Raw genomic sequence first — 23,789 nt, 5'->3', positions numbered from 1 at the left:
ATACCGCAGGGTATGCGTTCAGAGGTCTACGCCATGAACATCAGAACAAGAAGGTACTTCGCGATCTTCATCACCTGCGCCGCCACGCTGGCGCTGTACGGCACTGCGGCCTGGCGGGTCGAGCAACTGCGACAACTGCCCCGCGATTATGCGAGCTGCAATTTCGAGCGTTGTATTCCGCACAATGCGACGCTGAACGCATTGCGCTGATTCGGCTTGCTATCAACCCTGTGGGAGCTTGGCTTGCCAGCGATGGCGGTGGCCCAGACGCCTTCAGTGCTGACTGACAGGACGCAATCGCTGGCAAGCCAGCTCCCACAGGGGGCGGTGGTGTTTTACCCGATCACTGCTCGGCCTTCAGCCGGTCGCGAAACGCCTTTGGCGAAATGCCCACCCTGCGCCGGAACAGGCGCGTGAAGTTGGTCGGATCGGAAAACCCCAACAATTCCGACATCTCGTAAATGGTCATGCTGGTATAGGTCAGCAAACGTTTGGCTTCCAGTAACTGGCGTTCGTGCATGATCTGCAGCGCTGGCTGCCCTGCCAGTTCCCGGCAAGTACCGTTGAGGTGCGACACCGAAATCCCCAGGCGATGCGCCAGGTCTTCGACCTTCACATGCTGGCGGTATGTCTCCTCGACCAATTGAATGAACCCATTGAGGTATTCGCGCTGGCGTTGTGGCCGCTGACTGGCGTTATGACGCACGATCGCCTGACGGCTGACCCAGACCATGATCACGCTGACCAGCGAATGCATGAGCATTTCCCGCGCGGGTTGATGGCCGTTGTACTCGGCCTGCAATGCTGAAAACAGACTGTGCAGGTACTGCGCATCCTTGCCCGCCGGATAGTGCTCGGCCTGCGCCAGGGCATGCACCGAATTGCCCAGTTGCGCCTGCAGGTGGTTGATCAACGGATTGGCGAGGGTAACGACGAAACCTTCGACGTCCTCGGAAAAACGAAAGCCATGCACCGACAGCGGGGGCAGGACTTGAATCGCGGGTTCGTTGAGCTGCGTGCGTTGACCTTCGATTTCAAGCTCTGCCTGACCTTTGAAAACGAAGAGTAACTGGCACAAATCGGCGTGGCGGTGGGGTTTGATTTCCCATTGATGTTCGCGGCTGCGTTTGGAAATGGTTTCACAGTGCAGCAAGTCAGGGGTCGGCCAGTCCAGGCTTTCACCGTAGAGCTTGAACACCGGAATCGAAGGCAGGTCAGGCTTGTTCATCACTTCAATCCAGGCCTCGAGGTTTGCGGGCGATAATCGCACCGATTGGCAGAATGTACAGGTATCGGCTCAGTTTTCACCTTCAATTGACAGACCCGCAAGGGAAAAATGCAAGCACTCGATCCATAAAAATCATTCACCGGCTGCTGTCGCGTGAAGCTTGCGAGTCATAAAAACAATGAAAACGCTGAAAACCCAAGTCGCCATCATTGGCGCCGGTCCCTCCGGATTGCTCCTCGGTCAGTTGCTGCACAACGCCGGCATCGACACCCTGATTCTTGAACGCCAGACGCCCGACTATGTCCTCGGGCGGATTCGCGCCGGCGTGCTCGAACAAGGCATGGTAGAGCTGTTGCGCCAGGCCGGAGTCGGCCAGCGCATGGACGCCGAAGGACTGGTGCACGGCGGTTTCGATCTGGCCCTGGATGGGCGTCTGGCCCACATCGATCTGCAGGGTCTGACCGGTGGCAAAACCGTGATGGTCTACGGCCAGACCGAGGTCACGCGGGACCTGATGGCCGCTCGTCGGGAGGCCGGTGCGTCGACGATTTACGAGGCGAGCCATGTCGTTCCTCACGGCATGAAAAGCGACGAGGCCTTTGTCACCTTCGAAAAGGACGGTGAAACCTGGCGCGTCGATTGCGATTACATCGCCGGTTGCGATGGCTTCCACGGCGTGGCCCGGCAGTCGATTCCCGAAGACTGCCTGAAGATTTTCGAACGGGTCTACCCGTTCGGCTGGCTGGGAATTCTCGCCGACACCCCGCCGGTGCACGAAGAACTGGTCTACGCCCGTCACGAACGCGGCTTCGCCCTGTGCAGCATGCGTTCGGCCACCCGCACCCGTTACTACTTGCAAGTGCCGGCGGAAGAAAACGTCGCGGACTGGTCCGATGAGCGCTTTTGGGCTGAGCTGAAAACCCGTCTGCCCGCCGAGCTTGCCGAAAAACTGGTCACCGGCCCGTCGATTGAAAAAAGCATCGCGCCGCTGCGCAGCTTTGTCGTTGAGCCGATGCAGTATGGGCGGATGTTTCTGCTCGGCGATGCCGCGCACATTGTGCCGCCCACCGGGGCCAAGGGCCTGAACCTGGCCGCCAGCGATGTCAGCACTTTGTTCAATATTCTGCTGAAGGTTTATCGCGAAGGCCGCACAGATCTGTTGGAGAAATACTCGGAAATCTGCCTGCGCCGGGTCTGGAAAGCCGAACGGTTTTCCTGGTGGATGACCTCGATGCTGCACCGCTTCGACGAGCATGATGCTTTCAGCCAACGGATCAGCGCCTCGGAACTGGACTATTTCGTCAGTTCAGAAGCGGGTCGGAAAACCATTGCAGAAAATTACGTCGGGCTTCCTTATGAGGCTATCGAATAGCTTCCTACCGACTTACACTGGCGAGCATCCCCGCTCGCCCGATGGCCTGCGGGATTCTCACTGCCCGCAGGTTCCGCCCGTGACCAATCTTCACCAGCCTGAAACTCCCAAACCGGCCATTCGCAGCGTGCTGGTCGCGCTGATGCTGGCGATCTTTCTCGGGGCATTGGACCAGACCATCGTCGCCGTCTCGATGCCCGCCATCTCCGCACAGTTCAAGGACGTCAGCCTGTTGGCCTGGGTGATTTCCGGGTACATGGTGGCAATGACCGTGGCCGTGCCGATCTACGGCAAGCTCGGCGATTTGTACGGACGGCGCAAACTGATGCTGTTCGGCATGGGCCTGTTCACCCTCGCCTCGCTGTTTTGCGGCATGGCGCAAAGCATGGAACAACTGGTGCTGGCGCGGATTCTCCAGGGCATCGGCGCCGGCGGAATGATCTCGGTCAGTCAGGCGATCATCGGCGACATCGTTCCGCCCCGCGAACGCGGGCGCTATCAGGGTTACTTCAGCAGCATGTATGCGGTGGCCAGCGTCGCCGGGCCGGTGCTCGGCGGTTACATGACCGAATACCTGTCGTGGCGCTGGGTATTCCTGATCAACCTGCCGCTGGGGCTGGGCGCCTGGTGGGTGGCCAATCGCAACCTGCGCGGGCTGCCGATTCCGCAGCGCAAACCGATCATCGACTACCTCGGCACGCTGTTGATGATCATCGGTTTGACCGCGTTGCTGCTGGCCATCACTCAGGTCGGTCAGGGCCATTCGTGGCGCAGCAGCGAAGTGCTTGGCTTGTTCGCCTGTGCGGTGCTGGTGCTGGCGGTGTTCGTCTGGCATGAACGCCGGGCGCGCGAGCCGCTGCTGCCGATGCATCTGTTCACCAACCGCAACGCGTTGCTGTGCTGGTGCACGATTTTCTTCACCAGTTTTCAGGCGATCTCGCTGATCGTGTTGATGCCGCTGCGCTTTCAGAGCGTCACTGGCGCCGGTGCCGATGCGGCGGCGTTGCACTTGCTGCCGCTGGCGATGGGCCTGCCGATAGGCGCCTATTTCGCCGGACGCCGCACCTCGGTGACCGGTCGTTACAAACCCCAGATTCTGACGGGTGCGATCCTGATGCCGATTTCGATTCTCGGCATGGCGTTCAGCCCACCGGATGCGACGCTGGTCAGCAGTCTGTTCATGCTGCTCAGCGGGATTGCCGGCGGCATGCAGTTCCCGACTTCATTGGTGGGCACACAGAACTCGGTGGAACAGCGCGACATCGGCGTCGCCACCAGCACCACCAACCTGTTCCGCTCGCTGGGCGGCGCAGTGGGTGTGGCGTTGATGTCGGCGCTGTTGCTGGCGTTGTTGCAGGATTCGAGTTTTGCCCACCTGGCGAGCAACTCGCTGCTCAGCGAGGGGCATTCGGGCAACGTGCTGCTCGACGGTTTGAACGCCGCACCGGGCGATGCGCAGAACGCCTTGCGCGCCGAGCTTTCGGTGACGTTCCGGCATTTGCTGTGGGTGAGTACGGCGGTGTCGTTGCTGGGGCTGGCGGCGGCGATTGCGATGCCGAACAACCTGCTGCGCGGGCGCGAGCACGGCGCCAAATAACAGCAAAAGATCGCAGCCTGCGGCAGCTCCTACAGAGATGCATTCCCATGTAGGAGCTGCCGAAGGCTGCGATCTTTTGATTTTCAGGGGCTGTAGTAACCCACCGCCACCAGAAAATGCCCGACCTTCTTCAGGTACGCATGCTTGTCCTCGACCTTGCCGGTCACCGGGTTTTTCCAGCGGTATTCGTATTCACCGTCATCCTGCTTGGCGATCAGCGCCAGCATCGGCTCGCCCACCGGTTTACCTTCCGGGTCCTTGATCTTGCTGAAGTCGGTGTTGATCAGGCGCAGATTGGTGCCGTGGGCAACGTAGCGTTCGGTCTGCAGATCGACCACGAACACATACAAGTCATCCTGCAGATAACCGCCCTTGAGCGAGTTGATGGCGGTCAGGGTGCCCTTCTCGTTTTTCCCCAGATCGGTAGCAGCCTTGTCGAGAAGTGCCTTGGCCTGCTCGGCTGAAGCGCGCGGCAGGTAATAACCGACGGCCAGAATGCGCTGACCGATGCGCTGGTAATACACATGTTTGCGCTCGACCTTGCCGTCCGCCCAGTTCTGCCAGCGGTATTCGGCCTGTTGAATGCCGTTGCCTTCCGGCACCAGCAGGGCGTCCTTGAAGGCTTTCTGCAAATCCGGCGCGAGCACCTCGCTGACGTCACGGCCGATCAAGGCTGAGGACGGCCCGCCGCTGGCGAGCATCACGCCTTTGGTGTCGACCACGAACACGTAGCGATCCTTGTCGACGAACTCACCCTGACGGCTGAACGCGGCGAAGGCCTTGTCGCCATTGTCGTGGTAATAGGCCAGGGCCTTTTCCAGCAAAGCAATGGCAGCCTTGCTGTCGTCCTTCTGCGCGGTGGCGGCGTTGACCTGCCCTGCCCCCACAAAAAGCATCACCCCGAGCCACGCCACTTTATGCAAAAACCCCATAACGCATCCCTCGTTCTTGTTGGTGTTTCAAGAGCGTAGACGGCTTGGGCTCGGACGGGGCGCCGCATCCTGTAGCGAGGGGATTTATCCCCGATGGGCTGCGCAGCAGCCCTGATGCAGAGAACACATATTTTCTGAGACACCGAGCTGATAACAGGGAGCTGCTGTGCAGCCCCATCGGGGATGAATCCCCTCACCACAAAGGTCCCTGGCTACAGTTCATCAGGCCCTACGGCCGGGCATTGATCTGCTGTTGCAGGTTCTGGATCTGCGCCTGCAGGGTGTTGAGGTTGCGGGTCATCTGGCCACGAAATGCGTCGAACTCGGCGGTATTGCCACCACCCTGCGCAGCGGCAGGGCGATTGTCCTGTTCGCTTTTGAGGACGACGATTTCCTGCTCCAGACGCTCGATCGCCGCGTTCGAAGTGCCCTGCTTCTTCAGCGCCGTGATATCAGCGCCGAGGCTTTTCAGCTGAGCGTCATAACTCTTGAGCTGGACATCGACCTTGCTGGTATCCGCCGATGCGCCTTTCAGGGCCGCCAGTTCCGCGCTCAAGGCTTTGACCTGAGCCTGCAACTGGGTATTGGCGTTCTGTTGTTCAGTGGTCTGCGCGGTCATTTGCGCCAGACGCTTGTCCAGATCGCTGGCTTGGCCGACCACGCCTTGCTGCTGTTTACCCTGATCCAGCAACTGGGTTTCCAGCTGTTTGATCTGCAGCTTCAACGCTTCGCTGTCGCTGTTGACGTTGCTCTGGCTGGCCACCACCTTGCCGGAAATGTCCTGCAACCGCCCCGCCGCTTCCTCGCTGATGCGCGCAAAGCTTTCCTGGGTCGCGACCAACTGCTGCTCCATCAGCGAGATCTGCTGGAAACTCCACCAGGCCAGACCGATAAAGGCGAAGAACAACGCGCCGACCAGTGCCCACAGCGGCCCGGTGCTCGCAGCCTTGACCTTGACCACCGGCGGCGTGCGCGAGTGCACGGAGGTGCGGGCGGTGGGCGGAATGTCATCGTCGTCAAAGGTGTCGGCCCGCAGGCTCGGTACATCGTCGAAATCGTCGTTGGCATCGTTACGCATGGACATTGAGGCAACCTTTGTGGAACGCGGTGATGGCTAAATGCTGCGAAGTATAACCGCCGCAGCCGCAGGGATTGACCCTCAAGCGGCAGTGCGGTTCATTGCTGGCCGGGCGACTTGTATCAACGGATGTCCTGGGCTTTCCACCAGCCACAGAACTCGTCGAGGGCCGACCACAGGCTGACTTTCGGATCGTAGTCCAGATAATGCCGGGCGCGACTGATGTCGAGGGTGAAATTTTTCTTCATGACCTGCATGCCCAGCCGCGACAGGGTCGGCTCCGGGCGGCCCGGCCAGAGTTTGCACACGCCTTCGTTGAGCGCTGCAACGCTGTAGGCCAGGCCATACGAACGGTATTTAGTCACCTGCGGCACTTCCATCTTGCGCATCACGTAATTGACCACATCCCACAACGGTACCGGCGCGCCATTGCTGATGTTGTAGGCCTTGCCCAGCGCGGAGCCGGCCGCCAGCAAGCTGCTCAGCAGCGCTTCGTTGAGGTTCTGCACGCTGGTGAAGTCGACCTTGTTCAGGCCATCGCCGATGATCGCCAGACGCCCCTTGCGCTGCATGTTCAACAGACGCGGGAAGATGCTCATGTCGCCGGCGCCGGTGACAAAGCGCGGGCGCAGGGCGATGGTTTCCAGGCCGAATTCCTGTGCGCCAAAGACCTTTTGCTCGGCCAGGTATTTGGTCGCCGCGTAGTGATGTTTGAAACGCTTGGGCACTTGTTCTTCGGTCAGACCGAGGTGATCGCGGCCATCAAAGTAGATCGACGGCGACGACAGATGCACCAGCCGCCGCACGCGTTGTTTGAGGCAGGCTTCGACGACGTTTTCAGTGACCTGCACGTTGCCCTGATGAAAGTCCTGATAGCGCCCCCACAAACCGACGGCACCGGCGCAGTGCACCACGGCTTCGACGTCGGCGCAGAGTTCGCGCACCAGATCCGCATCGGTGAGATCGCCCGGGACGAACTCGGCGCCACGGCGCACCAGATGCTCGACGCTTTCGGCCCGGCGACCGTTGACCCGCACGTCCAGGCCCTGCTCCAAAGCGAAACGCGCAAAGCGTCCGCCAATGAAGCCGCTTGCGCCGGTGACCAGAATTTTCATGTAACGCTCCGATGACTTTCGTTTACCTGATACGTCTGTCTTGACGCTGATCATCAGCCCAAGGGCACCAGCCAGCGCGATGAAGAACGTAGCAATTGTTCGGTCAGCAAGGCCAGCAGCTGACCGCCATTGCGCCAATGATGCCAGTACAACGGCACATCGATCGGTTTATCTGGCAACAGTTCGCGCAATACACCGCGTTGCAGTTGCTCGCGCACTTGCAGTTCCGGCACCAGTCCCCAGCCGAACCCGGCTTCGGTCAGGCGCACAAATCCTTCGGAGGACGGACACAAATGATGCTCGAATCCGCCATCGACACCCAGCGATGCGAGATAGCGATGCTGGAGGAAATCGTCCGGGCCAAACACCAGCGCCGGGGTGCGCGGCAGCTGTTCGGCGCGTACCCCGTCGGGGAAATGCCGCTCGATGAATGCCGGACTGGCCAGCGCTCGATAGCGCATCGCCCCGAGCAACACGCTGCGCGCACCGGCCACCGGGCGCTCGCTGGCGCAGACACACGCCGCCACTTCCCCGGCCCGCATGCGCTTGAGGCCGACGGTCTGATCCTCCACCACCAGATCCAGCAATAAATGCTGCTCGGCGCAGAAATCGCCCACGGCTTCGGCCCACCAGGTGGCGAGGCTGTCGGCGTTGAGGGCGATGCGTAAACGTTCCGGCAGCCCCTCTTCGTCGAGCGCTGGCACCAGGGTCTGCAAGTCACGTTCGAGCAGGCGCACCTGCTGCACATGGTTGAGCAGCCGCCGGCCAATCTCGGTCGGAGATGGCGGCGTGCCGCGTACCAGCACCGGTTGGCCAACCCGCGCTTCCAGCAATTTGATCCGCTGGGAGATCGCCGATTGCGACAAGCCCAGCACCTGCGCGGCACGTTCGAATCCGGCCTGCTCGACCACGGCGGCCAGAGCGGAAAGCAATTTGTAGTCGAACATCAGTTTTCCTAATGAGCGATCAGCACTATTGGTTTTTCCTATACCGGTTTCGACCGGAGAATAGCCAGCAAGCACTCTTTATCAAGGAACACAGCAATGGCTGGCGAAACCTCACTCACGACGCTGCTGCGCAGCATGAGCCCGCAGCTCAATGCCGGCGAATACGTGTTTTGCACCCTGCGTGACGCGCCGTTGCCCAATGGTCTGGAAATTGTCGGCAGCTTCCGCGAGCAGGAAGGCCTGACCGTGATTCTCGAGCGTTCCCAGGCTGAACGCGCCGGGTTCAGTTTCGATTATGTCGCGGCGTGGATCACCCTCAACGTGCATTCGGCACTGGAAGCCGTTGGCCTGACCGCTGCGTTCGCCAGCGCACTGGGCAAGGCCGGGATCAGTTGCAACGTGATCGCCGGGTACTACCACGATCATTTGTTTGTCGGTCAGGCCGACGCCGAACGCGCCATGCACGTGCTGCGCGATCTCGCAGCCAATGCGGAGTAATTATTGATGTGGCAAAGCTATGTGAACGGGCTATTGGTGGCCTTGGGGCTGATCATGGCGATCGGCACCCAGAACGCTTTTGTGCTGGCGCAGAGTCTGCGACGCGAACATCACCTGCCGGTGGCGGCGTTGTGTGTGGCGTGCGATGCGCTGCTGGTGGCGGCCGGGGTGTTTGGCTTGGCCACCGTGTTGGCGCAGAACCCGACATTGCTCGCGGTGGCACGCTGGGGCGGCGCGGTCTTTCTGATCTGGTATGGCAGCCAGGCGCTGCGAAGGGCGTTCTCGAAACAGAGTCTGGATCAGGGAGAAAACCACACCGTACGCTCGTTGCGCGCGGTAATGCTCAGCGCATTGGCAGTGACGCTGCTCAACCCGCACGTTTATCTGGACACGGTGTTGCTGATCGGCTCGCTGGGGGCGCAGCAATCGGTGCCGGGCGCTTATGTCGTGGGTGCGGCAAGTGCTTCGCTGCTGTGGTTTTTCACCCTCGCCCTCGGTGCCGCATGGCTCGCGCCGTGGCTGGCAAGGCCGAGTACCTGGCGGATTCTCGATCTGGTGGTGGCGTTGATGATGTTCACGGTCGCCGGGCAATTGATATTGGCCCAGTGATTTATTCCAAACAGCTCTGGAACCTCTATCCCACACAGTTGTTGCGTGGTTAAGCCTTGACCCCGGTGCTATGATCCGAACCCTGCGCCGCAAAGAGTAAAAACTCGTCGGTGCATTTCTGGCCGCCCGTGATCGGCCTTGCGCTCACCGCAACAGACCTGATTAGGAGAATCATCATGGCTTTCGAATTGCCGCCGCTGCCTTACGCACACGATGCCCTGCAGCCGCACATTTCCAAGGAAACCCTGGAATTTCACCACGACAAGCACCACAACACCTATGTCGTGAACCTGAACAACCTGGTGCCAGGCACCGAGTTCGAAGGCAAGACCCTGGAAGAGATCGTCAAGACTTCCTCGGGCGGCATCTTCAACAACGCCGCTCAGGTCTGGAACCACACGTTCTACTGGAACTGCCTGGCGCCAAACGCCGGCGGTCAACCAACCGGCGCACTGGCTGAAGCCATCAACGCAGCCTTCGGTTCGTTCGACAAGTTCAAGGAAGAGTTCAGCAAAACCTCGATCGGCACCTTCGGTTCCGGCTGGGGCTGGCTGGTGAAAAAAGCTGACGGTTCCCTGGCCCTGGCCAGCACCATCGGCGCCGGCAACCCGCTGACCAGCGGCGACACCCCGCTGCTGACCTGCGACGTCTGGGAACACGCTTACTACATCGACTACCGCAACCTGCGTCCGAAGTACGTTGAAGCGTTCTGGAACCTGGTCAACTGGAAGTTCGTTGCCGAGCAGTTCGAAGGTAAAACCTTCACCGCTTAAGCTGCGCGCCAGTCAAAAAACCCGGCTATTGCCGGGTTTTTTTATGCCTTTGCTTTGTGTAGGAGCTGCCGCACCGTGCCACGATTTCTGGCGCCTCTGTTTTTCTGTAGGAGCTGCCGCAGGCTGCGATCTTTTGACTTTGATTTTTTAAAGCAAGACCAAAAGATCGCAGCCTTCGGCATCTCCTACAGGAAATAGCGTTTTTCTCACGATGAACGTTGTCTGCGGCGGCTTGCCGGGGCAGCACATCGGACTAACATCAAACAGAGGAAAAATTGTCCCGCACCGCTCAAGTTGAGGGCCGAAACTACCGACACAGTACAAATAGAGCTGAGACTCCAGACAGCAGTATTTCGGCCAAGGCCACGGGCAAATGTTCCGAGGCTTGATTGTCCCTTTGACTGCCAACACGGGATTGCCAATACTCATGGCAACTTGACGCTACCCGCACGGAACAAGGAATAACCCTTTGAAGCTGGAACTCAAGAACAGCTTGTCGGTGAAGTTGCTCCGGGTCGTGCTCCTTTCGGCATTGATCGTCGGCGTGGTCTTGAGCTGCGCCCAGATTGTTTTCGATGCCTATAAAACCCGCCAGGCGGTGGCCGGCGATGCGCAGCGCATCCTCGACATGTTCCGCGATCCCTCGACGCAGGCCGTCTACAGCCTGGACCGGGAAATGGGCATGCAGGTGATCGAAGGCCTGTTCCAGGACGACGCGGTGCGCCAGGCCTCCATCGGCCATCCCAATGAAGCGATGCTCGCGCAAAAGTCCCGTGAGTTGCAGCACTCCAACAGCCGTTGGCTGACCGATCTGATCCTCGGTCAGGAACGCACCTTCACCACCCAATTGGTCGGTCGCGGCCCGTACAGCGAGTATTACGGCGACCTGAGCATCACCCTCGACACCGCCACCTATGGCGAGAGTTTCATTGTCAGTTCGGTGATCATTTTCATTTCCGGCGTATTGCGCGCCCTGGCCATGGGCCTGGTGCTGTATCTGGTCTATCACTGGCTGCTGACCAAGCCGCTGTCGCGGATCATCGAGCACCTCACCGAAATCAATCCCGATCGCCCCAGCGAGCACAAGATTCCGCAGCTCAAGGGCCATGAGAAAAACGAACTGGGGATCTGGATCAACACCGCCAACCAGTTGCTCGAATCCATCGAACGCAACACCCACCTGCGCCACGAAGCGGAAAACAGCCTGCTGCGCATGGCCCAGTACGACTTCCTCACCGGCCTGCCGAACCGCCAGCAATTGCAGCAGCAACTGGACAAGATTCTGGTCGACGCCGGCAAGCTGCAACGCCGGGTCGCGGTGCTGTGCGTGGGGCTGGATGATTTCAAAGGGATCAACGAGCAGTTCAGCTACCAGACCGGCGACCAGTTATTGCTGGCACTGGCCGACCGACTGCGCGCCCACAGCGGTCGCCTTGGCGCCCTCGCCCGACTGGGTGGCGACCAGTTTGCGCTGGTGCAGGCCGATATCGAGCAGCCTTACGAGGCGGCAGAACTGGCGCAAAGCATCCTTGATGATCTGGAAGCGGCGTTTGACCTCGATCATCAACAAATCCGCCTGCGCGCGACCATTGGCATCACCCTGTTTCCCGAGGATGGCGACAGCACCGAGAAGCTGTTGCAGAAGGCCGAGCAGACCATGACGCTGGCCAAGACCCGCTCGCGCAACCGCTATCAGTTCTACATCGCCAGTGTCGACAGCGAGATGCGTCGCCGTCGCGAACTGGAAAAAGACCTGCGCGACGCACTGATTCGCGACCAGTTCTACCTCGTCTATCAGCCGCAGATCAGCTACCGCGATCACCGCGTGGTCGGGGTCGAAGCACTGATTCGCTGGCAGCATCCGGAGCACGGTCTGGTACCGCCGGACCTGTTCATCCCGCTGGCCGAACAGAACGGCACGATCATCGCCATCGGCGAGTGGGTGCTGGATCAGGCCTGCAAGCAATTGCGCGAATGGCACGATCAGGGCTTCGTCGATCTGCGCATGGCGGTCAACCTGTCCACCGTGCAACTGCACCACGCCGAGTTGCCGCGGGTGGTCAACAACCTGCTGCAGATCTACCGCCTGCCGCCGCGCAGCCTGGAGCTGGAAGTCACCGAAACCGGCCTGATGGAAGACATCAGCACCGCCGCCCAACACCTGCTGAGCCTGCGCCGCTCCGGTGCGCTGATTGCCATCGACGACTTCGGTACCGGCTATTCATCGCTGAGTTACCTGAAAAGCCTGCCGCTGGACAAGATCAAGATCGACAAGAGCTTCGTTCAGGACCTGCTGGATGACGACGACGATGCGACCATCGTTCGCGCCATCATCCAGCTGGGCAAGAGCCTGGGCATGCAGGTGATCGCCGAAGGCGTGGAAACCGCCGAGCAAGAGTCCTACATCATTTCCGAAGGCTGTCACGAAGGTCAGGGTTACCACTACAGCAAGCCGCTGCCGGCCCGGGAGCTGACTGCCTACCTCAAGCAAGCCCAACGCAGCAACGCGGCTATTTTATAAAGTCAAAAGATCGCAGCCTGCGGCAGCTCCTACAGGGATCGCATTGCCCTGTAGGAGCTGTCGAGTGAAACGAGGCTGCGATCTTTTGATCTGCGCCATCACACCGGCGTAAACAAGAAATATTTCCAGCCACAACCCTTTACACATAATGCGAAAGATTTGCATTATGTCGCAGCTTTGCGCACCCCCGCGCCCTGTCCATTCCATTACCGAAGCAGGATGTTCGCCATGATTCGTATGCCTCTGGCTACCGCCAGTCTGCTGGCCATCGCTATTTCCCTCGCCGGTTGCGGCGAAGGCAAAGACAAGGCTGCCGCCCCGGCCGCGCCGACGCCGGCCGCCAGCACCGCCGCTGCACCGGCCCCCGCTGCTGCCGGTAAAGTCGATGAAGCCGCCGCCAAGGCTGTGGTTGCGCACTACGCCGACATGGTCTTCGCCGTCTACAGCGATGCCGAATCCACTGCGAAAACCCTGCAAACCGCGGTCGACGCGTTCCTCGCCAAACCGAACGCCGACACCCTGAAAGCCGCCAAGGCTGCCTGGGTCGCTGCGCGCGTGCCTTACCTGCAGAGCGAAGTGTTCCGCTTCGGCAACACCATCATCGACGACTGGGAAGGTCAGGTGAACGCCTGGCCGCTGGACGAAGGCCTGATCGACTACGTCGACAAGTCCTACGAACACGCACTGGGCAACCCGGGTGCCACCGCCAACATCATCGCCAACACTGAAGTGCAGGTCGGCGAAGACAAGGTCGACGTGAAAGACATCACTCCGGAAAAACTCGCCAGCCTCAACGAGCTGGGCGGCTCCGAGGCCAACGTCGCCACAGGCTACCATGCGATCGAATTCCTGCTCTGGGGCCAGGACCTGAACGGCACCGGCCCGGGCGCCGGCAACCGTCCGGCGTCGGACTACCTGGAAGGCGCAGGCGCCACCGGCGGTCACAACGATCGTCGCCGTGCCTATCTCAAAGCCGTGACCCAACTGCTGGTCAGCGACCTGGAAGAAATGGTCGGCAACTGGAAGCCGAACGTGGCCGACAACTACCGCGCCACCCTGGAAGCCGAGCCGGCTGAAAGCGGTCTGCGCAAAATGCTGTTCGGCATGGGCAGCCTGTCCTTGGGTGAACTGGCGGGCGAGCGCATGAAGGTTTCGCTGGAAGCCAACTCGCCGGAAGACGAACAGGATTGCTTCAGCGACAACACCCACAACTCGCACTTCTACGATGCCAAAGGCATTCGTAACGTGTACCTGGGCGAGTACACCCGGGTTGACGGGACCAAGATGACCGGCGCCAGCCTGTCGTCGCTGGTGGCCAAGGCTGACCCGGCTGCCGACACCGCGCTGAAAGCCGATCTGGCCGCTACCGAAGCCAAGATCCAGGTCATGGTCGATCACGCCAACAAGGGTGAGCACTACGACCAGTTGATCGCTGCGGGCAACACCGCCGGCAACCAGATCGTGCGTGACGCCATCGCCGCGCTGGTCAAGCAGACCGGTTCGATCGAAGCCGCTGCCGGCAAGCTGGGCATCAGCGACCTGAACCCGGACAACGCTGATCACGAGTTCTGATCACGCGCGTCTGCGTCAAAAAAGGCGACCTTCGGGTCGCCTTTTTCATGCCTGCTTTTTGCGGTGATGCTGATGGCCGCATCGCTGGCAAGCCAGCTCCCACAGGTTTCGCGGCGTTCACACACTCCGAGTACAACACAAATACTGTGGGAGCTGGCTTGCCAGCGATGGCTGCGCCTCGGTCTCGAGTGAAACCCTGCCGCAAATCAAGCAAACGATAATTCCTCTTATTCAAACTCCCTCGCCCTGTTAGACTTTGCGCCTTTGTTTTCGCCCGCCCGCAGGATGTCTGATGCCCTCGCTGCTGCTTCGCTTGTCCGCACTGTTTCTGGCCCTGGGCCTGAGTGCCTGCGATGACGCCCCGCGCTTTACCAAGGCTGAGCCCGGTGAAGCGCGTTCGGGCGGGGCGACGACTGTGCGCAAGACCGATCAGAATGCGTTCTCGCTGCCTTCGGCCAATCTGCCGCCGTCGCGTCGGGTCGACTTCAGTGTCGGCAACAGTTTCTTCCGCAGTCCGTGGGTGATCGCCCCGTCGACCACCACCGCCCGCGATGGCCTCGGCCCGTTGTTCAACACCAACGCCTGCCAGAACTGCCACATCAAGGATGGTCGTGGACATCCGCCAACGCCGGATGCGGCGAACGCGGTGTCGATGCTGGTGCGCCTGTCGATTCCTGATTCGCCGGCCTATGCCAACGTCATCGAGCAACTCGGCGTGGTGCCGGAGCCGATCTACGGGGGGCAGTTCCAGGACATGGCCGTGCCCGGTGTCACGCCCGAAGGCAAGGTGCGCGTCGAGTACACCCCGCTGCCGATTCGTTTCAAGGACGGCACCGAAGTGGAGCTGCGCAAACCGGTTCTGCAATTCACTCAGTTGGGCTACGGCCCGATGCACCCGGACACGCGTTTCTCGGCCCGCGTCGCACCGCCGATGATCGGCCTCGGCCTGCTCGAAGCCATTCCCGAAGAAGCGATCCTCGCCAACGCCGCCGCGCAGGCCAAAGAGAACAACGGCATTAAGGGTCGCGTAAATCGGGTCTGGGACGATGAGTTACAGAAAACCGTGGCCGGCCGTTTTGGCTGGAAAGCCGGGCAACCGAATCTCAATCAGCAGAATGTCCACGCGTTTTCCGGAGACATGGGCCTGACCACCAGCCTGAGACCCTTCGATGACTGCACCGACGCACAAACTGCGTGCAAACAGGCGCCGAACGGCAATGGCCCGGACGGCGAGCCGGAAGTCAGCGACAACATCCTGCGTCTGGTGCTGTTCTACACACGCAACCTCGCAGTGCCAGCACGTCGTGGCGTCAACGACGAACAAGTGCTGGCCGGCAAGAACCTGTTCTTCCAGGCTGGCTGCCAGTCCTGCCACACACCGAAATACACCACCGCCGCCAACGCCGCCGAACCTGAGCTGGCCAATCAAATGATTCGCCCGTACAGCGATCTGCTGCTGCACGACATGGGCGACGGCCTGGCCGACCACCGCAGCGAATTCCAGGCCTCCGGCCGCGACTGGCGCACCCCGCCGTTGTGGGGGATCGGCCTGACGCAGGCAGTCAGCGGCCACACTCAGTTTTTGCATGACGGCCGCGCCCGCAACCTGCTCGAAGCCGTGCTCTGGCATGGCGGCGAAGCGCAGCAGGCGCAGCAACAGGTTTTGTCTTTCAACGCCGAGCAGCGTGCCGCGCTGCTGGCGTTCTTGAACTCACTTTAAACACTTAAAAGAATCGGGAGCCCGACATGTTCCGTCCCAAGTTGTTGTTCACCAGCCTTGCCGCACTTGCTCTTGGCGCTTGCTCGCCGCAGGACCCGCAAGCAGTCACGTCGGCGGCCATCGCCAAATCGGTGATCCTGCCGACCTACACCCGTTGGGTCGAAGCCGACAAGCAACTGGCGGTCAGCGCCCTCGCCTACTGCCAAGGCAAGGAAACCCTGGAAACCGCCCGCGCCGACTTCCTGCACGCGCAGAAAGCCTGGGCCGAGCTGCAACCGTTGCTGATCGGGCCACTGGCCGAGGGCAACCGTTCGTGGCAGGTGCAATTCTGGCCGGACAAGAAAAACCTCGTTGGTCGTCAGGTCGAGCAACTGGTCACCGCCCAGCCGCAGATCGACGCCGCCGCACTGGCCAAATCCAGCGTGGTGGTACAGGGCCTGTCGGCGTACGAGTACATCCTTTTCGATGAAAAGCCGGACGTCGCCAACGCCGAGCAGAAAGCCAAGTACTGCTCGTTGCTGATCGCCATCGGCGAGCGTCAGAAGCAACTGGCCGAGGAGATTCTGCAGAGCTGGAACAACACCGACGGCATGCTCGCGCAGATGAGCAAATTCCCCAACCAGCGCTACGCCGACTCCCACGAAGCGATTGCCGATCTGCTGCGCGTTCAGGTTACCGCCCTCGACACCCTGAAGAAAAAACTCGGCACGCCAATGGGCCGTCAGAGCAAGGGTGTGCCGCAACCGTTCCAGGCCGATGCATGGCGTAGCCAGTCGTCGCTGACCGCGCTGGAGGCCAGTCTGGCAGCGGCCAAAACCGTCTGGGAAGGCGTCGACAACAAGGGCCTGCGCGGTCTGTTGCCGGCCGAGCAGAAACCGTTGGCAGACAAAATCGACGCCGCTTACGCCGCGTCGCTGGAGCTGTTCGGCAGCACGCAGCGCTCGCTGACCGAAATGCTCCAGGACGACGCCGGTCGTCAACAACTCAACGATCTCTACGACAGCCTCAACGTCGTCCATCGCCTGCACGAAGGCGAACTGGCCAAGGCGCTGGGCATCCAACTGGGCTTCAACGCCAACGACGGTGACTGATGAGGGCAAGTGCCATGCTGCGACGCCAGGCTCTGACTTTAGGTAGTTTGCTGCTGGGAGCAGTGACACTGGGCGGCTGGACGCTGTTCAAGCGCAAGGATCAGAGCCCGCTGTTGCTCTCGGCGCGCGATGACACCGACGGCAAGCATTACGCCGTCGGTTATCGGCTGGACGGTACGCGAGTGTTCGCCACCGAAGTCGGCCAGCGTTGTCACGACATCATCAACCACCCGACGCTGCCGATCGCGCTGTTCGTCGCCCGCCGCCCGGGCACCGAGAGCTACCTGATCGACCTGCGCGACGGGACCTTGCTGCAAACCGTGACCTCGCAGCCGAACCGGCATTTCTACGGCCACGCCGTGGTGCACAAGGACGGCGAATACCTGTACGCCACCGAGAACGACACCACTGATCCGGGGCGTGGCCTGCTCGGGGTGTACAAGTTCGAAGGCGAGCGGCTGGTGCACAGCGGCGAGATTTCCACCCATGGCCTCGGCCCGCATCAGGTGTCGTGGATGCCCGATGGCGAAACCCTGGTGGTGGCCAACGGCGGGATCCGCACCGAGGCCGAAAGCCGCGTCGACATGAACCTCAACGCCATGGAACCGAGCCTGGTGCTGATGCAGCGCGACGGCACCCTGCTGAGCAAGGAAACCCTTTCTCAGCAGATGAACAGCGTGCGCCACCTGGGCATTGCCAGCGACGGCACCATCGTCGCCGGCCAGCAGTTCATGGGCGCGTCGCATGAGCGTTCCGAGCTGTTGGCGATCAAGCGTCCGGGCCAGCCTTTCGTGGCATTCCCGGTGCCGGAGCATCAGTTGCAGTCGATGGGGCATTACACCGCCAGCGTTGCGGTGCACAGTGAACTGCGTCTGGTGGCGTTGACCGCACCGCGCGGCAACCGCTTCTTCATCTGGGACCTGGACAGCGGCGAAGTGCGCCTCGACGCGCCGCTGCCCGATTGCGCCGGTGTTGGTGCGGTGAAGGACGGCTTCGTCGTGACCTCGGGTCAGGGCCGTTGCCGCTACTACGATTGCCGCCAGGATCAACTGCTGGCCAAGCCGCTGGAATTGCCGGCGGGGCTCTGGGACAACCATCTGCACTTGATCGCATAACCCACCTGTTCTGAGTACGACTCATAACCTGTGGCGAGGGGATTTATCCCCGATCGGCTGCGCAGCAGTCGCAAAACCATCGCACACGGTTCAATTGACAGACCGCGGTGTCAGGTTTTGGGGCGGCTTCGCCACCCATCGGGGATGAATCCCCTCACCACAGGTTCAGTGTTCAGACTTCTTCACTCCGTCCTCCCCTGTAATAACTGGCAGTTGGAATCCCCACCTGACTCGGGGTAATGTGCCCGCCTGTCTCACCTGATTTATCCAAGGAACTGGAAAAATGCTGCGTCGCCGCATGCTGATCATGTTGGGTGTTGTCTTGCTGGTCGTCCTGGTATTGGGCGGGTACAAAGCCTTTTCGATCTACACCATGATCCAGGGCTTTGCCAAACCGAAACCGCCGATCAGCGTCGCCGTGGCTCGCGCTACCGAACAGCCGTGGCAGATGCGTTTGCCCACCGTCGGTTCGCTCAAGGCCTTGCAAGGCGTCGAGCTGAGTCTGGAAGTCGCCGGCACCGTCACTGAACTCAAATTCGAATCCGGACAGAAGGTCAAGGCCGGGCAGCCACTGCTGCAGCTCGACAGTGCCGTCGAAGCCGCCCTGCTGGAAACCGCCAAGGCGGATCTGGGCCTGGCGCAACTGGATTTCGGCCGTGGCAGCCAGTTGATCGACAGCCGGGCCATCTCCAAAGGTGAATACGACCGGCTCTCGGCGGTGCTGCAAAAGGAGCGGGCCACGGTCAATCAGCTCAATGCAGCACTGGCGAAAAAGCGCATCGTCGCGCCGTTCAGCGGCACCATCGGGATTCGTCAGGTCGACATCGGCGACTACCTCGCCAGCGGCACTAAAATCGCCACCCTGCAGGATTTGAGCAGCCTCTACGCCGACTTCTATGTGCCAGAGCAATCGGTGCCAAAACTGGCCATCGGCCAACCGGTGCAGATCGGTGTCGCGGCCTATCCCGGACAGACCTTCCCCGGCGCCATCAGCGCGATCAACCCGATTGTCGAGAGCACCACGCGCAATATTCTGGTGCGCGCGACCCTGGCCAACCCCGACGGCAAGTTGCTGCCGGGCATGTTTGCCAGCCTCGACGTGCTGCTGCCCGATCCACAGCAACACATCGTGGTGCCGGAAAGCGCGATCACCTACACCCTCTACGGCAACTCGCTGTATGTGGTCGGGCAACAGAAGGCCGAGGATGGCAGCGTGGTCAAGGACGACCAGGGCCAGCCGGTGCTGATCGCCGAACGCCGTTTCATCGAGACCGGTGAACGCCGCGATGGCCTGGTGATGATCAACAAGGGCGTGCAGAGCGGCGAACAAGTGGTGACCGCCGGCCAGATCAAACTGGACAACGGCGCACACATTGCCATCAGCGACGACAAGACCCTCGGCGAGCAGAACAGTCCGCCCCGCGCCGACTGATCAAGGAATCCCCATGGCTTTTACCGATCCGTTCATCCGCCGCCCGGTGCTCGCCACCGTGGTCAGCCTGCTGATTGTGCTGCTGGGTTTCCAGGCCTGGAGCAAACTGCCGCTGCGCCAATACCCGCAAATGGAAAACGCCCTGATCACGGTGACCACCGCCTACCCCGGGGCGAACGCCGAGACCATTCAGGGCTACATCACCCAACCGATGCAGCAAAGCCTGGCCAGCGCCGAGGGCATCGACTACATGACCTCGGTCAGTCGCCAGAACTTCTCGGTGATCTCGATCTACGCGCGCATCGGGTCCAACACCGACCGTTTGTTCACCGAACTGCTGGCCAAGGCCAACGAGGTGAAGAACAAACTGCCGCAGGATGCCGAAGACCCGGTGCTGAGCAAGGAATCGGCCGACGCCTCGGCGCTGATGTACATCAGTTTCTTCAGCAAGGACTTGAGCAACCCGCAGATCACCGACTACCTGTCGCGGGTGATCCAGCCGAAACTGGCGACCCTGCCGGGCATGGCCGAAGCGGAGATTCTCGGCAATCAGGTGTTCGCCATGCGCCTGTGGCTCGACCCGGTGAAGCTCGCCGGTTTCGGCCTCAGCGCCAGCGATGTGACCAACGCCGTGCGCCAGTACAACTTCCTCTCCGCCGCCGGCGAGGTGAAGGGCGAATACGTGGTCACCAGCATCAATGCCAACACCGAACTGAAATCCGCCGAAGCCTTCGCGGCGATTCCGCTCAAGGTCAGTGGCGACAGCCGCGTGCTGCTCAGTGACGTGGCGCGGGTCGAGATGGGCGCGGAAAACTACGATTCGATCAGCTCGTTCGGCGGCACGCCGTCGGTGTACATCGGCATCAAGGCCACACCCGGCGCCAACCCGCTGGACGTGATCCGCGAAGTGCGCAAGCTGATGCCGGAGCTGGAAGCGCAGCTGCCGCCCAACCTCAAGAGCGAGATTGCCTACGACGCCACGCTGTTTATTCAGGCCTCGATCGATGAAGTGGTGAAAACCCTGTTCGAAGCGGTGCTGATCGTCATCGTGGTGGTGTTCCTGTTCCTCGGCGCGTTGCGCTCGGTGGTGATCCCGGTGGTGACCATCCCGCTGTCGATGATCGGCGTGATGTTCTTCATGCAGATGATGGGCTACTCGATCAACCTGCTGACTCTGCTGGCAATGGTGCTGGCCATCGGTCTGGTGGTGGACGACGCGATCGTGGTGGTGGAGAACATCCACCGGCATATCGAGGAAGGCAAGACGCCGCTGGAGGCCGCACTGGAAGGCGCACGGGAAATCGCCATGCCGGTGGTGTCGATGACCATCACCCTGGCGGCGGTGTATGCGCCGATCGGCTTCCTCACCGGACTGACCGGGGCCTTGTTCAAGGAGTTCGCCCTGACCCTGGCCGGTGCCGTGGTGATTTCCGGGATTGTCGCCCTGACCCTGTCGCCGATGATGTGCGCCCTGCTGTTGCGCCACGAAGAAAACCCCAGTGGCCTGGCGCACCGCCTCGATCGCATTTTCGACGGTCTCAAGCGCCGCTACCAGAGCATGCTCCACGGCACCTTGAACACGCGACCGGTGGTGCTGGTGTTCGCGGTGATCGTGCTGTGCCTGATCCCGGTGTTTCTCAAGTTCACCAAGTCGGAACTGGCGCCGGACGAGGATCAGGGCATCATCTTCATGATGGCCACGGCCCCCCAGCCGACCAACCTCGATTACCTGAGCACCTACACCGACGAATTCATCAAGATCTTCAAGGAGTTTCCGGAGTACTACTCCTCGTTCCAGATCAATGGCTACAACGGTGTACAAGCGGGCATCGGCGGCTTCCTGCTCAAGCCATGGAACGAGCGCAGCCGCACCCAGATGCAGATCCTGCCCGAGGTGCAAGGCAAACTGGCGAGCATCCCCGGCCTGCAGATTTTCGGTTTCAACCTGCCCTCCCTGCCTGGCACCGGCGAAGGTTTGCCGTTCGAGTTTGTGGTCAACACGGCCAACGACTACGAGTTGCTGTTGCAAGTCGCTGACCGGATCAAGAAACGTGCGATGGAGTCGGGCAAGTTCGCCTTCGTCGACCTCGACCTGGCATTCGACAAACCGGAAGTGGTGGTCGACATCGACCGCGCCAAAGCCGCGCAGATGGGCGTGTCGATGCAGGACCTCGGTGGAACACTGGCGACGCTGCTGGGCGAGGCGGAAATCAACCGTTTCACCATCGAAGGCCGCAGTTACAAGGTGATTGCCCAGGTCGAGCGACCGTACCGCGAAAACCCCGGCTGGCTGAACAATTACTACGTGAAAAACACCCAGGGCGAGCTGCTGCCGCTGTCGACCCTGATCAAGGTCAGCGACCGGGCGCGACCGCGCCAGCTCAACCAGTTCCAGCAACTCAACGCGGCGAAGATCTCCGGGTTCCCGCTGGTCAGCATGGGCGAAGCCATCGACACCGTGCTGCAGATCGCCCGGGAAGAAGCGCCGGCGGGTTTCGCTTTCGACTATGGTGGCGCCTCGCGCCAGTACGTGCAGGAAGGCAGCGCCCTGTGGGTAACCTTCGCCCTCGCGTTGGCGATTATTTTCCTGGTGCTGGCGGCGCAGTTCGAAAGCTTCCGCGACCCGTTGGTGATTCTGGTGACGGTGCCGCTGTCGATCTGTGGTGCATTGATTCCGCTGTTCCTTGGCTGGTCGAGCATGAACATCTACACCCAGGTCGGTCTGGTGACATTGATCGGGTTGATCAGCAAGCACGGGATCCTGATCGTCGAATTCGCCAACCAGTTACGCAAGGACAAAGGCCTGACCGCGCGCGAAGCGGTCGAGGAAGCCGCGGCAATCCGCTTGCGCCCGGTGTTGATGACCACGGCGGCGATGGTGTTCGGCATGGTGCCGTTGATTCTGGCGACCGGTGCCGGTGCGGTGAGCCGGTTTGATATCGGCATGGTGATTGCCACGGGGATGTCGATCGGCACCTTGTTTACCCTGTTTGTGCTGCCGTGCATCTACACCCTGTTGGCCAAACCTGATCCAAAGCCATGACCTGGCCCCTGTAGGAGCTGCCGAAGGTTCGGGCCGCGTTCGGACGATCTTTTGATTTTGTTTTTAAAAGCCAAGATCAAGATCAAAAGATCGCAGCCTGCGGCAGCTCCTACAGAGTGAATTTGTATCAGATGGGATTTTCATTCATGCATAAAAAAGGCCTCGCATCTGCGAGGCCTTTCATTTTGGCTTCAATCGGTTCAACTCTGTGGCCTCATCCCTTGAGAAAGTCCGAACATGAACAACAACAGATCATGGTCGGGTTTAGTCGCCACGGTGGCTTTCGCCACCCGTGGTACTGCGCAGTGAGCATCGCCGGTAGTGGCACCGATCACCTGCATGCGGGGCTGCTCCCAGGCCGCCACCGCCAATGAAGCAACTGCCAAGGCTCCAACCAAAAACAAACCTCGTGCAATTTCGAGTTTCATCGCTATAAACCTTTGATAGCGCTGCCAAACGCCGTCTCATAAAAGTAGACGAGTTTTTTCCAGTCCGTGTCGCTGAACGACGAATGGCGACGCAATTGCTTCATGTCATGGGAGGCCGCGCGATAAGCGGTCAGACGCTGGCGGCATTTTTCCAGATCGATCAATGCCACTTCGACCTGCGCCGCGTCGCCCTCACCAGTCACCCGTACAAATACGTGTTTGATGTAGATACAGCTGTGCTGCCAGCGGCCCTTGTGCATGCGCGCCAGGTTTTCTGCCAGGTCCTTGAGCACGCGCTCGTAGACGGCTTCGCCGTATTGCGCACGACCACCGGCGGCTTCCCACTTTTCAAGTTCGTCGAAGCCGTCCAGTGACTTGGTCACCAACAGCGCACGCCACTTGTATTGCGGATCGGGCTGCGCGCCGCAGAAGACGATTTGCGGTACGCGGACGCCGAGACGGCTGACGCCGGTCAGCGCATCCAGCTCGCGCAAGACCGTCGGACGGCCGAAAGGATGCAACCAGCTGCGATAGATATGTCCGGTCTGGCGCTTGGCATACAGTAACTGGCCGTCACGGCCCACGACCCGTTGCACACCACTTTCCCCGCCACGGCGTACGTTGGGCTCTTCCACCCATTCACCGCGCTGGTTCCAGTAGTAATCGAAGCGATCCTGGGGAGCGACTTCCGTTTCTGCTGCTATTTGCACCACCATCC

Annotated in this window: 20 protein-coding genes; 13 read left to right on the top strand and 7 right to left on the bottom strand. The window is 60.7% G+C overall.

All coding sequences use genetic code 11. The annotated features are described in order from the left end of the window. The first annotated feature begins 33 nt into the window (after positions 1-33). Positions 34-210 carry a hypothetical protein gene (locus KVQ82_RS07335; RefSeq protein WP_174376820.1) on the top strand — a complete coding sequence of 59 codons (177 nt, stop codon included), beginning with the start codon at positions 34-36 and terminating at the stop codon, positions 208-210. A gap of 133 nt (positions 211-343) precedes the next feature. Here the strand turns inward: KVQ82_RS07335 and KVQ82_RS07330 are convergent, their stop codons facing one another. Next, a complete protein-coding gene (locus KVQ82_RS07330; RefSeq protein ID WP_095668431.1) occupies positions 344-1,228 on the bottom strand; it encodes a helix-turn-helix domain-containing protein in 885 nt (294 codons plus the stop codon). A 187-nt stretch (positions 1,229-1,415) separates the two neighbouring features. Between KVQ82_RS07330 and pobA the strand changes: the two genes are divergently transcribed. Continuing rightward, complete coding sequence (gene pobA / locus KVQ82_RS07325) at positions 1,416-2,600, top strand: 4-hydroxybenzoate 3-monooxygenase (RefSeq protein ID WP_177327911.1); 1,185 nt, start codon at positions 1,416-1,418, stop codon at positions 2,598-2,600. A 79-nt stretch (positions 2,601-2,679) separates the two neighbouring features. Then, positions 2,680-4,197, top strand: a complete 1,518-nt coding sequence (locus KVQ82_RS07320; protein WP_086791809.1) for an MDR family MFS transporter — start codon at positions 2,680-2,682, stop codon at positions 4,195-4,197. An 83-nt stretch (positions 4,198-4,280) separates the two neighbouring features. On the opposite strand, the gene KVQ82_RS07315 is transcribed toward KVQ82_RS07320, so the two are convergent. From KVQ82_RS07315 to KVQ82_RS07300, 4 genes are all read right to left on the bottom strand, one after another. After that, a complete protein-coding gene (locus KVQ82_RS07315; protein ID WP_222018522.1) occupies positions 4,281-5,129 on the bottom strand; it encodes a cache domain-containing protein in 849 nt (282 codons plus the stop codon). Positions 5,130-5,358: 229 nt separating this feature from the next. After that, positions 5,359-6,213 (bottom strand): ATPase, encoded by an 855-nt coding sequence (locus tag KVQ82_RS07310; RefSeq protein WP_222018521.1) that lies wholly within the window; start codon positions 6,211-6,213, stop codon positions 5,359-5,361. Between the two features lie 116 nt (positions 6,214-6,329). Further along, positions 6,330-7,322, bottom strand: coding sequence for an NAD(P)-dependent oxidoreductase (locus KVQ82_RS07305; RefSeq protein ID WP_047296149.1), 993 nt, complete (start codon positions 7,320-7,322; stop codon positions 6,330-6,332). A 53-nt stretch (positions 7,323-7,375) separates the two neighbouring features. Continuing rightward, complete coding sequence (locus KVQ82_RS07300; RefSeq protein ID WP_041068427.1) at positions 7,376-8,269, bottom strand: LysR family transcriptional regulator ArgP; 894 nt, start codon at positions 8,267-8,269, stop codon at positions 7,376-7,378. Positions 8,270-8,365: 96 nt separating this feature from the next. Between KVQ82_RS07300 and KVQ82_RS07295 the strand changes: the two genes are divergently transcribed. The 10 genes from KVQ82_RS07295 (at position 8,366) to KVQ82_RS07250 (ending at position 22,643) form a co-directional block, all read left to right on the top strand. Next, positions 8,366-8,767 carry an ACT domain-containing protein gene (locus tag KVQ82_RS07295; protein ID WP_041068425.1) on the top strand — a complete coding sequence of 134 codons (402 nt, stop codon included), beginning with the start codon at positions 8,366-8,368 and terminating at the stop codon, positions 8,765-8,767. A 6-nt stretch (positions 8,768-8,773) separates the two neighbouring features. Continuing rightward, on the top strand, positions 8,774-9,376 hold the full coding sequence (locus tag KVQ82_RS07290) for a LysE/ArgO family amino acid transporter (RefSeq protein ID WP_086791803.1): 603 nt from the start codon (positions 8,774-8,776) through the stop codon (positions 9,374-9,376). A 176-nt stretch (positions 9,377-9,552) separates the two neighbouring features. After that, on the top strand, positions 9,553-10,149 hold the full coding sequence (locus tag KVQ82_RS07285; protein WP_003227660.1) for a superoxide dismutase: 597 nt from the start codon (positions 9,553-9,555) through the stop codon (positions 10,147-10,149). 469 nt (positions 10,150-10,618) lie between these two features. Continuing rightward, positions 10,619-12,670: a bifunctional diguanylate cyclase/phosphodiesterase gene (locus tag KVQ82_RS07280; RefSeq protein WP_041068421.1), complete on the top strand. Its 2,052-nt coding sequence runs from the start codon at positions 10,619-10,621 to the stop codon at positions 12,668-12,670. A 228-nt stretch (positions 12,671-12,898) separates the two neighbouring features. After that, positions 12,899-14,242, top strand: coding sequence for an imelysin family protein (locus tag KVQ82_RS07275; protein ID WP_027612472.1), 1,344 nt, complete (start codon positions 12,899-12,901; stop codon positions 14,240-14,242). Positions 14,243-14,534: 292 nt separating this feature from the next. Continuing rightward, positions 14,535-15,962, top strand: coding sequence for a di-heme oxidoredictase family protein (locus tag KVQ82_RS07270; RefSeq protein WP_222018520.1), 1,428 nt, complete (start codon positions 14,535-14,537; stop codon positions 15,960-15,962). Positions 15,963-15,988: 26 nt separating this feature from the next. Continuing rightward, positions 15,989-17,053 (top strand): imelysin family protein, encoded by a 1,065-nt coding sequence (locus KVQ82_RS07265; protein ID WP_222018519.1) that lies wholly within the window; start codon positions 15,989-15,991, stop codon positions 17,051-17,053. Between the two features lie 14 nt (positions 17,054-17,067). Continuing rightward, positions 17,068-18,168 carry a DUF1513 domain-containing protein gene (locus tag KVQ82_RS07260; RefSeq protein ID WP_222018518.1) on the top strand — a complete coding sequence of 367 codons (1,101 nt, stop codon included), beginning with the start codon at positions 17,068-17,070 and terminating at the stop codon, positions 18,166-18,168. Between the two features lie 283 nt (positions 18,169-18,451). Beyond that, the gene (locus tag KVQ82_RS07255) at positions 18,452-19,600 is read left to right on the top strand and encodes an efflux RND transporter periplasmic adaptor subunit (protein ID WP_108183660.1); all 1,149 of its coding nucleotides are present in this window, start codon (positions 18,452-18,454) and stop codon (positions 19,598-19,600) included. A gap of 13 nt (positions 19,601-19,613) precedes the next feature. Continuing rightward, the gene (locus KVQ82_RS07250) at positions 19,614-22,643 is read left to right on the top strand and encodes a multidrug efflux RND transporter permease subunit (RefSeq protein ID WP_222018517.1); all 3,030 of its coding nucleotides are present in this window, start codon (positions 19,614-19,616) and stop codon (positions 22,641-22,643) included. Positions 22,644-22,843: 200 nt separating this feature from the next. On the opposite strand, the gene KVQ82_RS07245 is transcribed toward KVQ82_RS07250, so the two are convergent. Then, the gene (locus KVQ82_RS07245) at positions 22,844-23,071 is read right to left on the bottom strand and encodes a hypothetical protein (protein WP_041068407.1); all 228 of its coding nucleotides are present in this window, start codon (positions 23,069-23,071) and stop codon (positions 22,844-22,846) included. 2 nt (positions 23,072-23,073) lie between these two features. Continuing rightward, positions 23,074-23,787 carry a lipopolysaccharide kinase InaA family protein gene (locus KVQ82_RS07240; RefSeq protein ID WP_041068405.1) on the bottom strand — a complete coding sequence of 238 codons (714 nt, stop codon included), beginning with the start codon at positions 23,785-23,787 and terminating at the stop codon, positions 23,074-23,076. Between the last annotated feature and the right edge of the window lie 2 nt (positions 23,788-23,789).

Origin of the sequence: Pseudomonas sp. AO-1, assembly GCF_019775695.1 — a bacterium.
Lineage (GTDB): Bacteria > Pseudomonadota > Gammaproteobacteria > Pseudomonadales > Pseudomonadaceae > Aquipseudomonas > Aquipseudomonas parakoreensis.
This window is presented reverse-complemented; position numbering and strand designations above follow the sequence as displayed.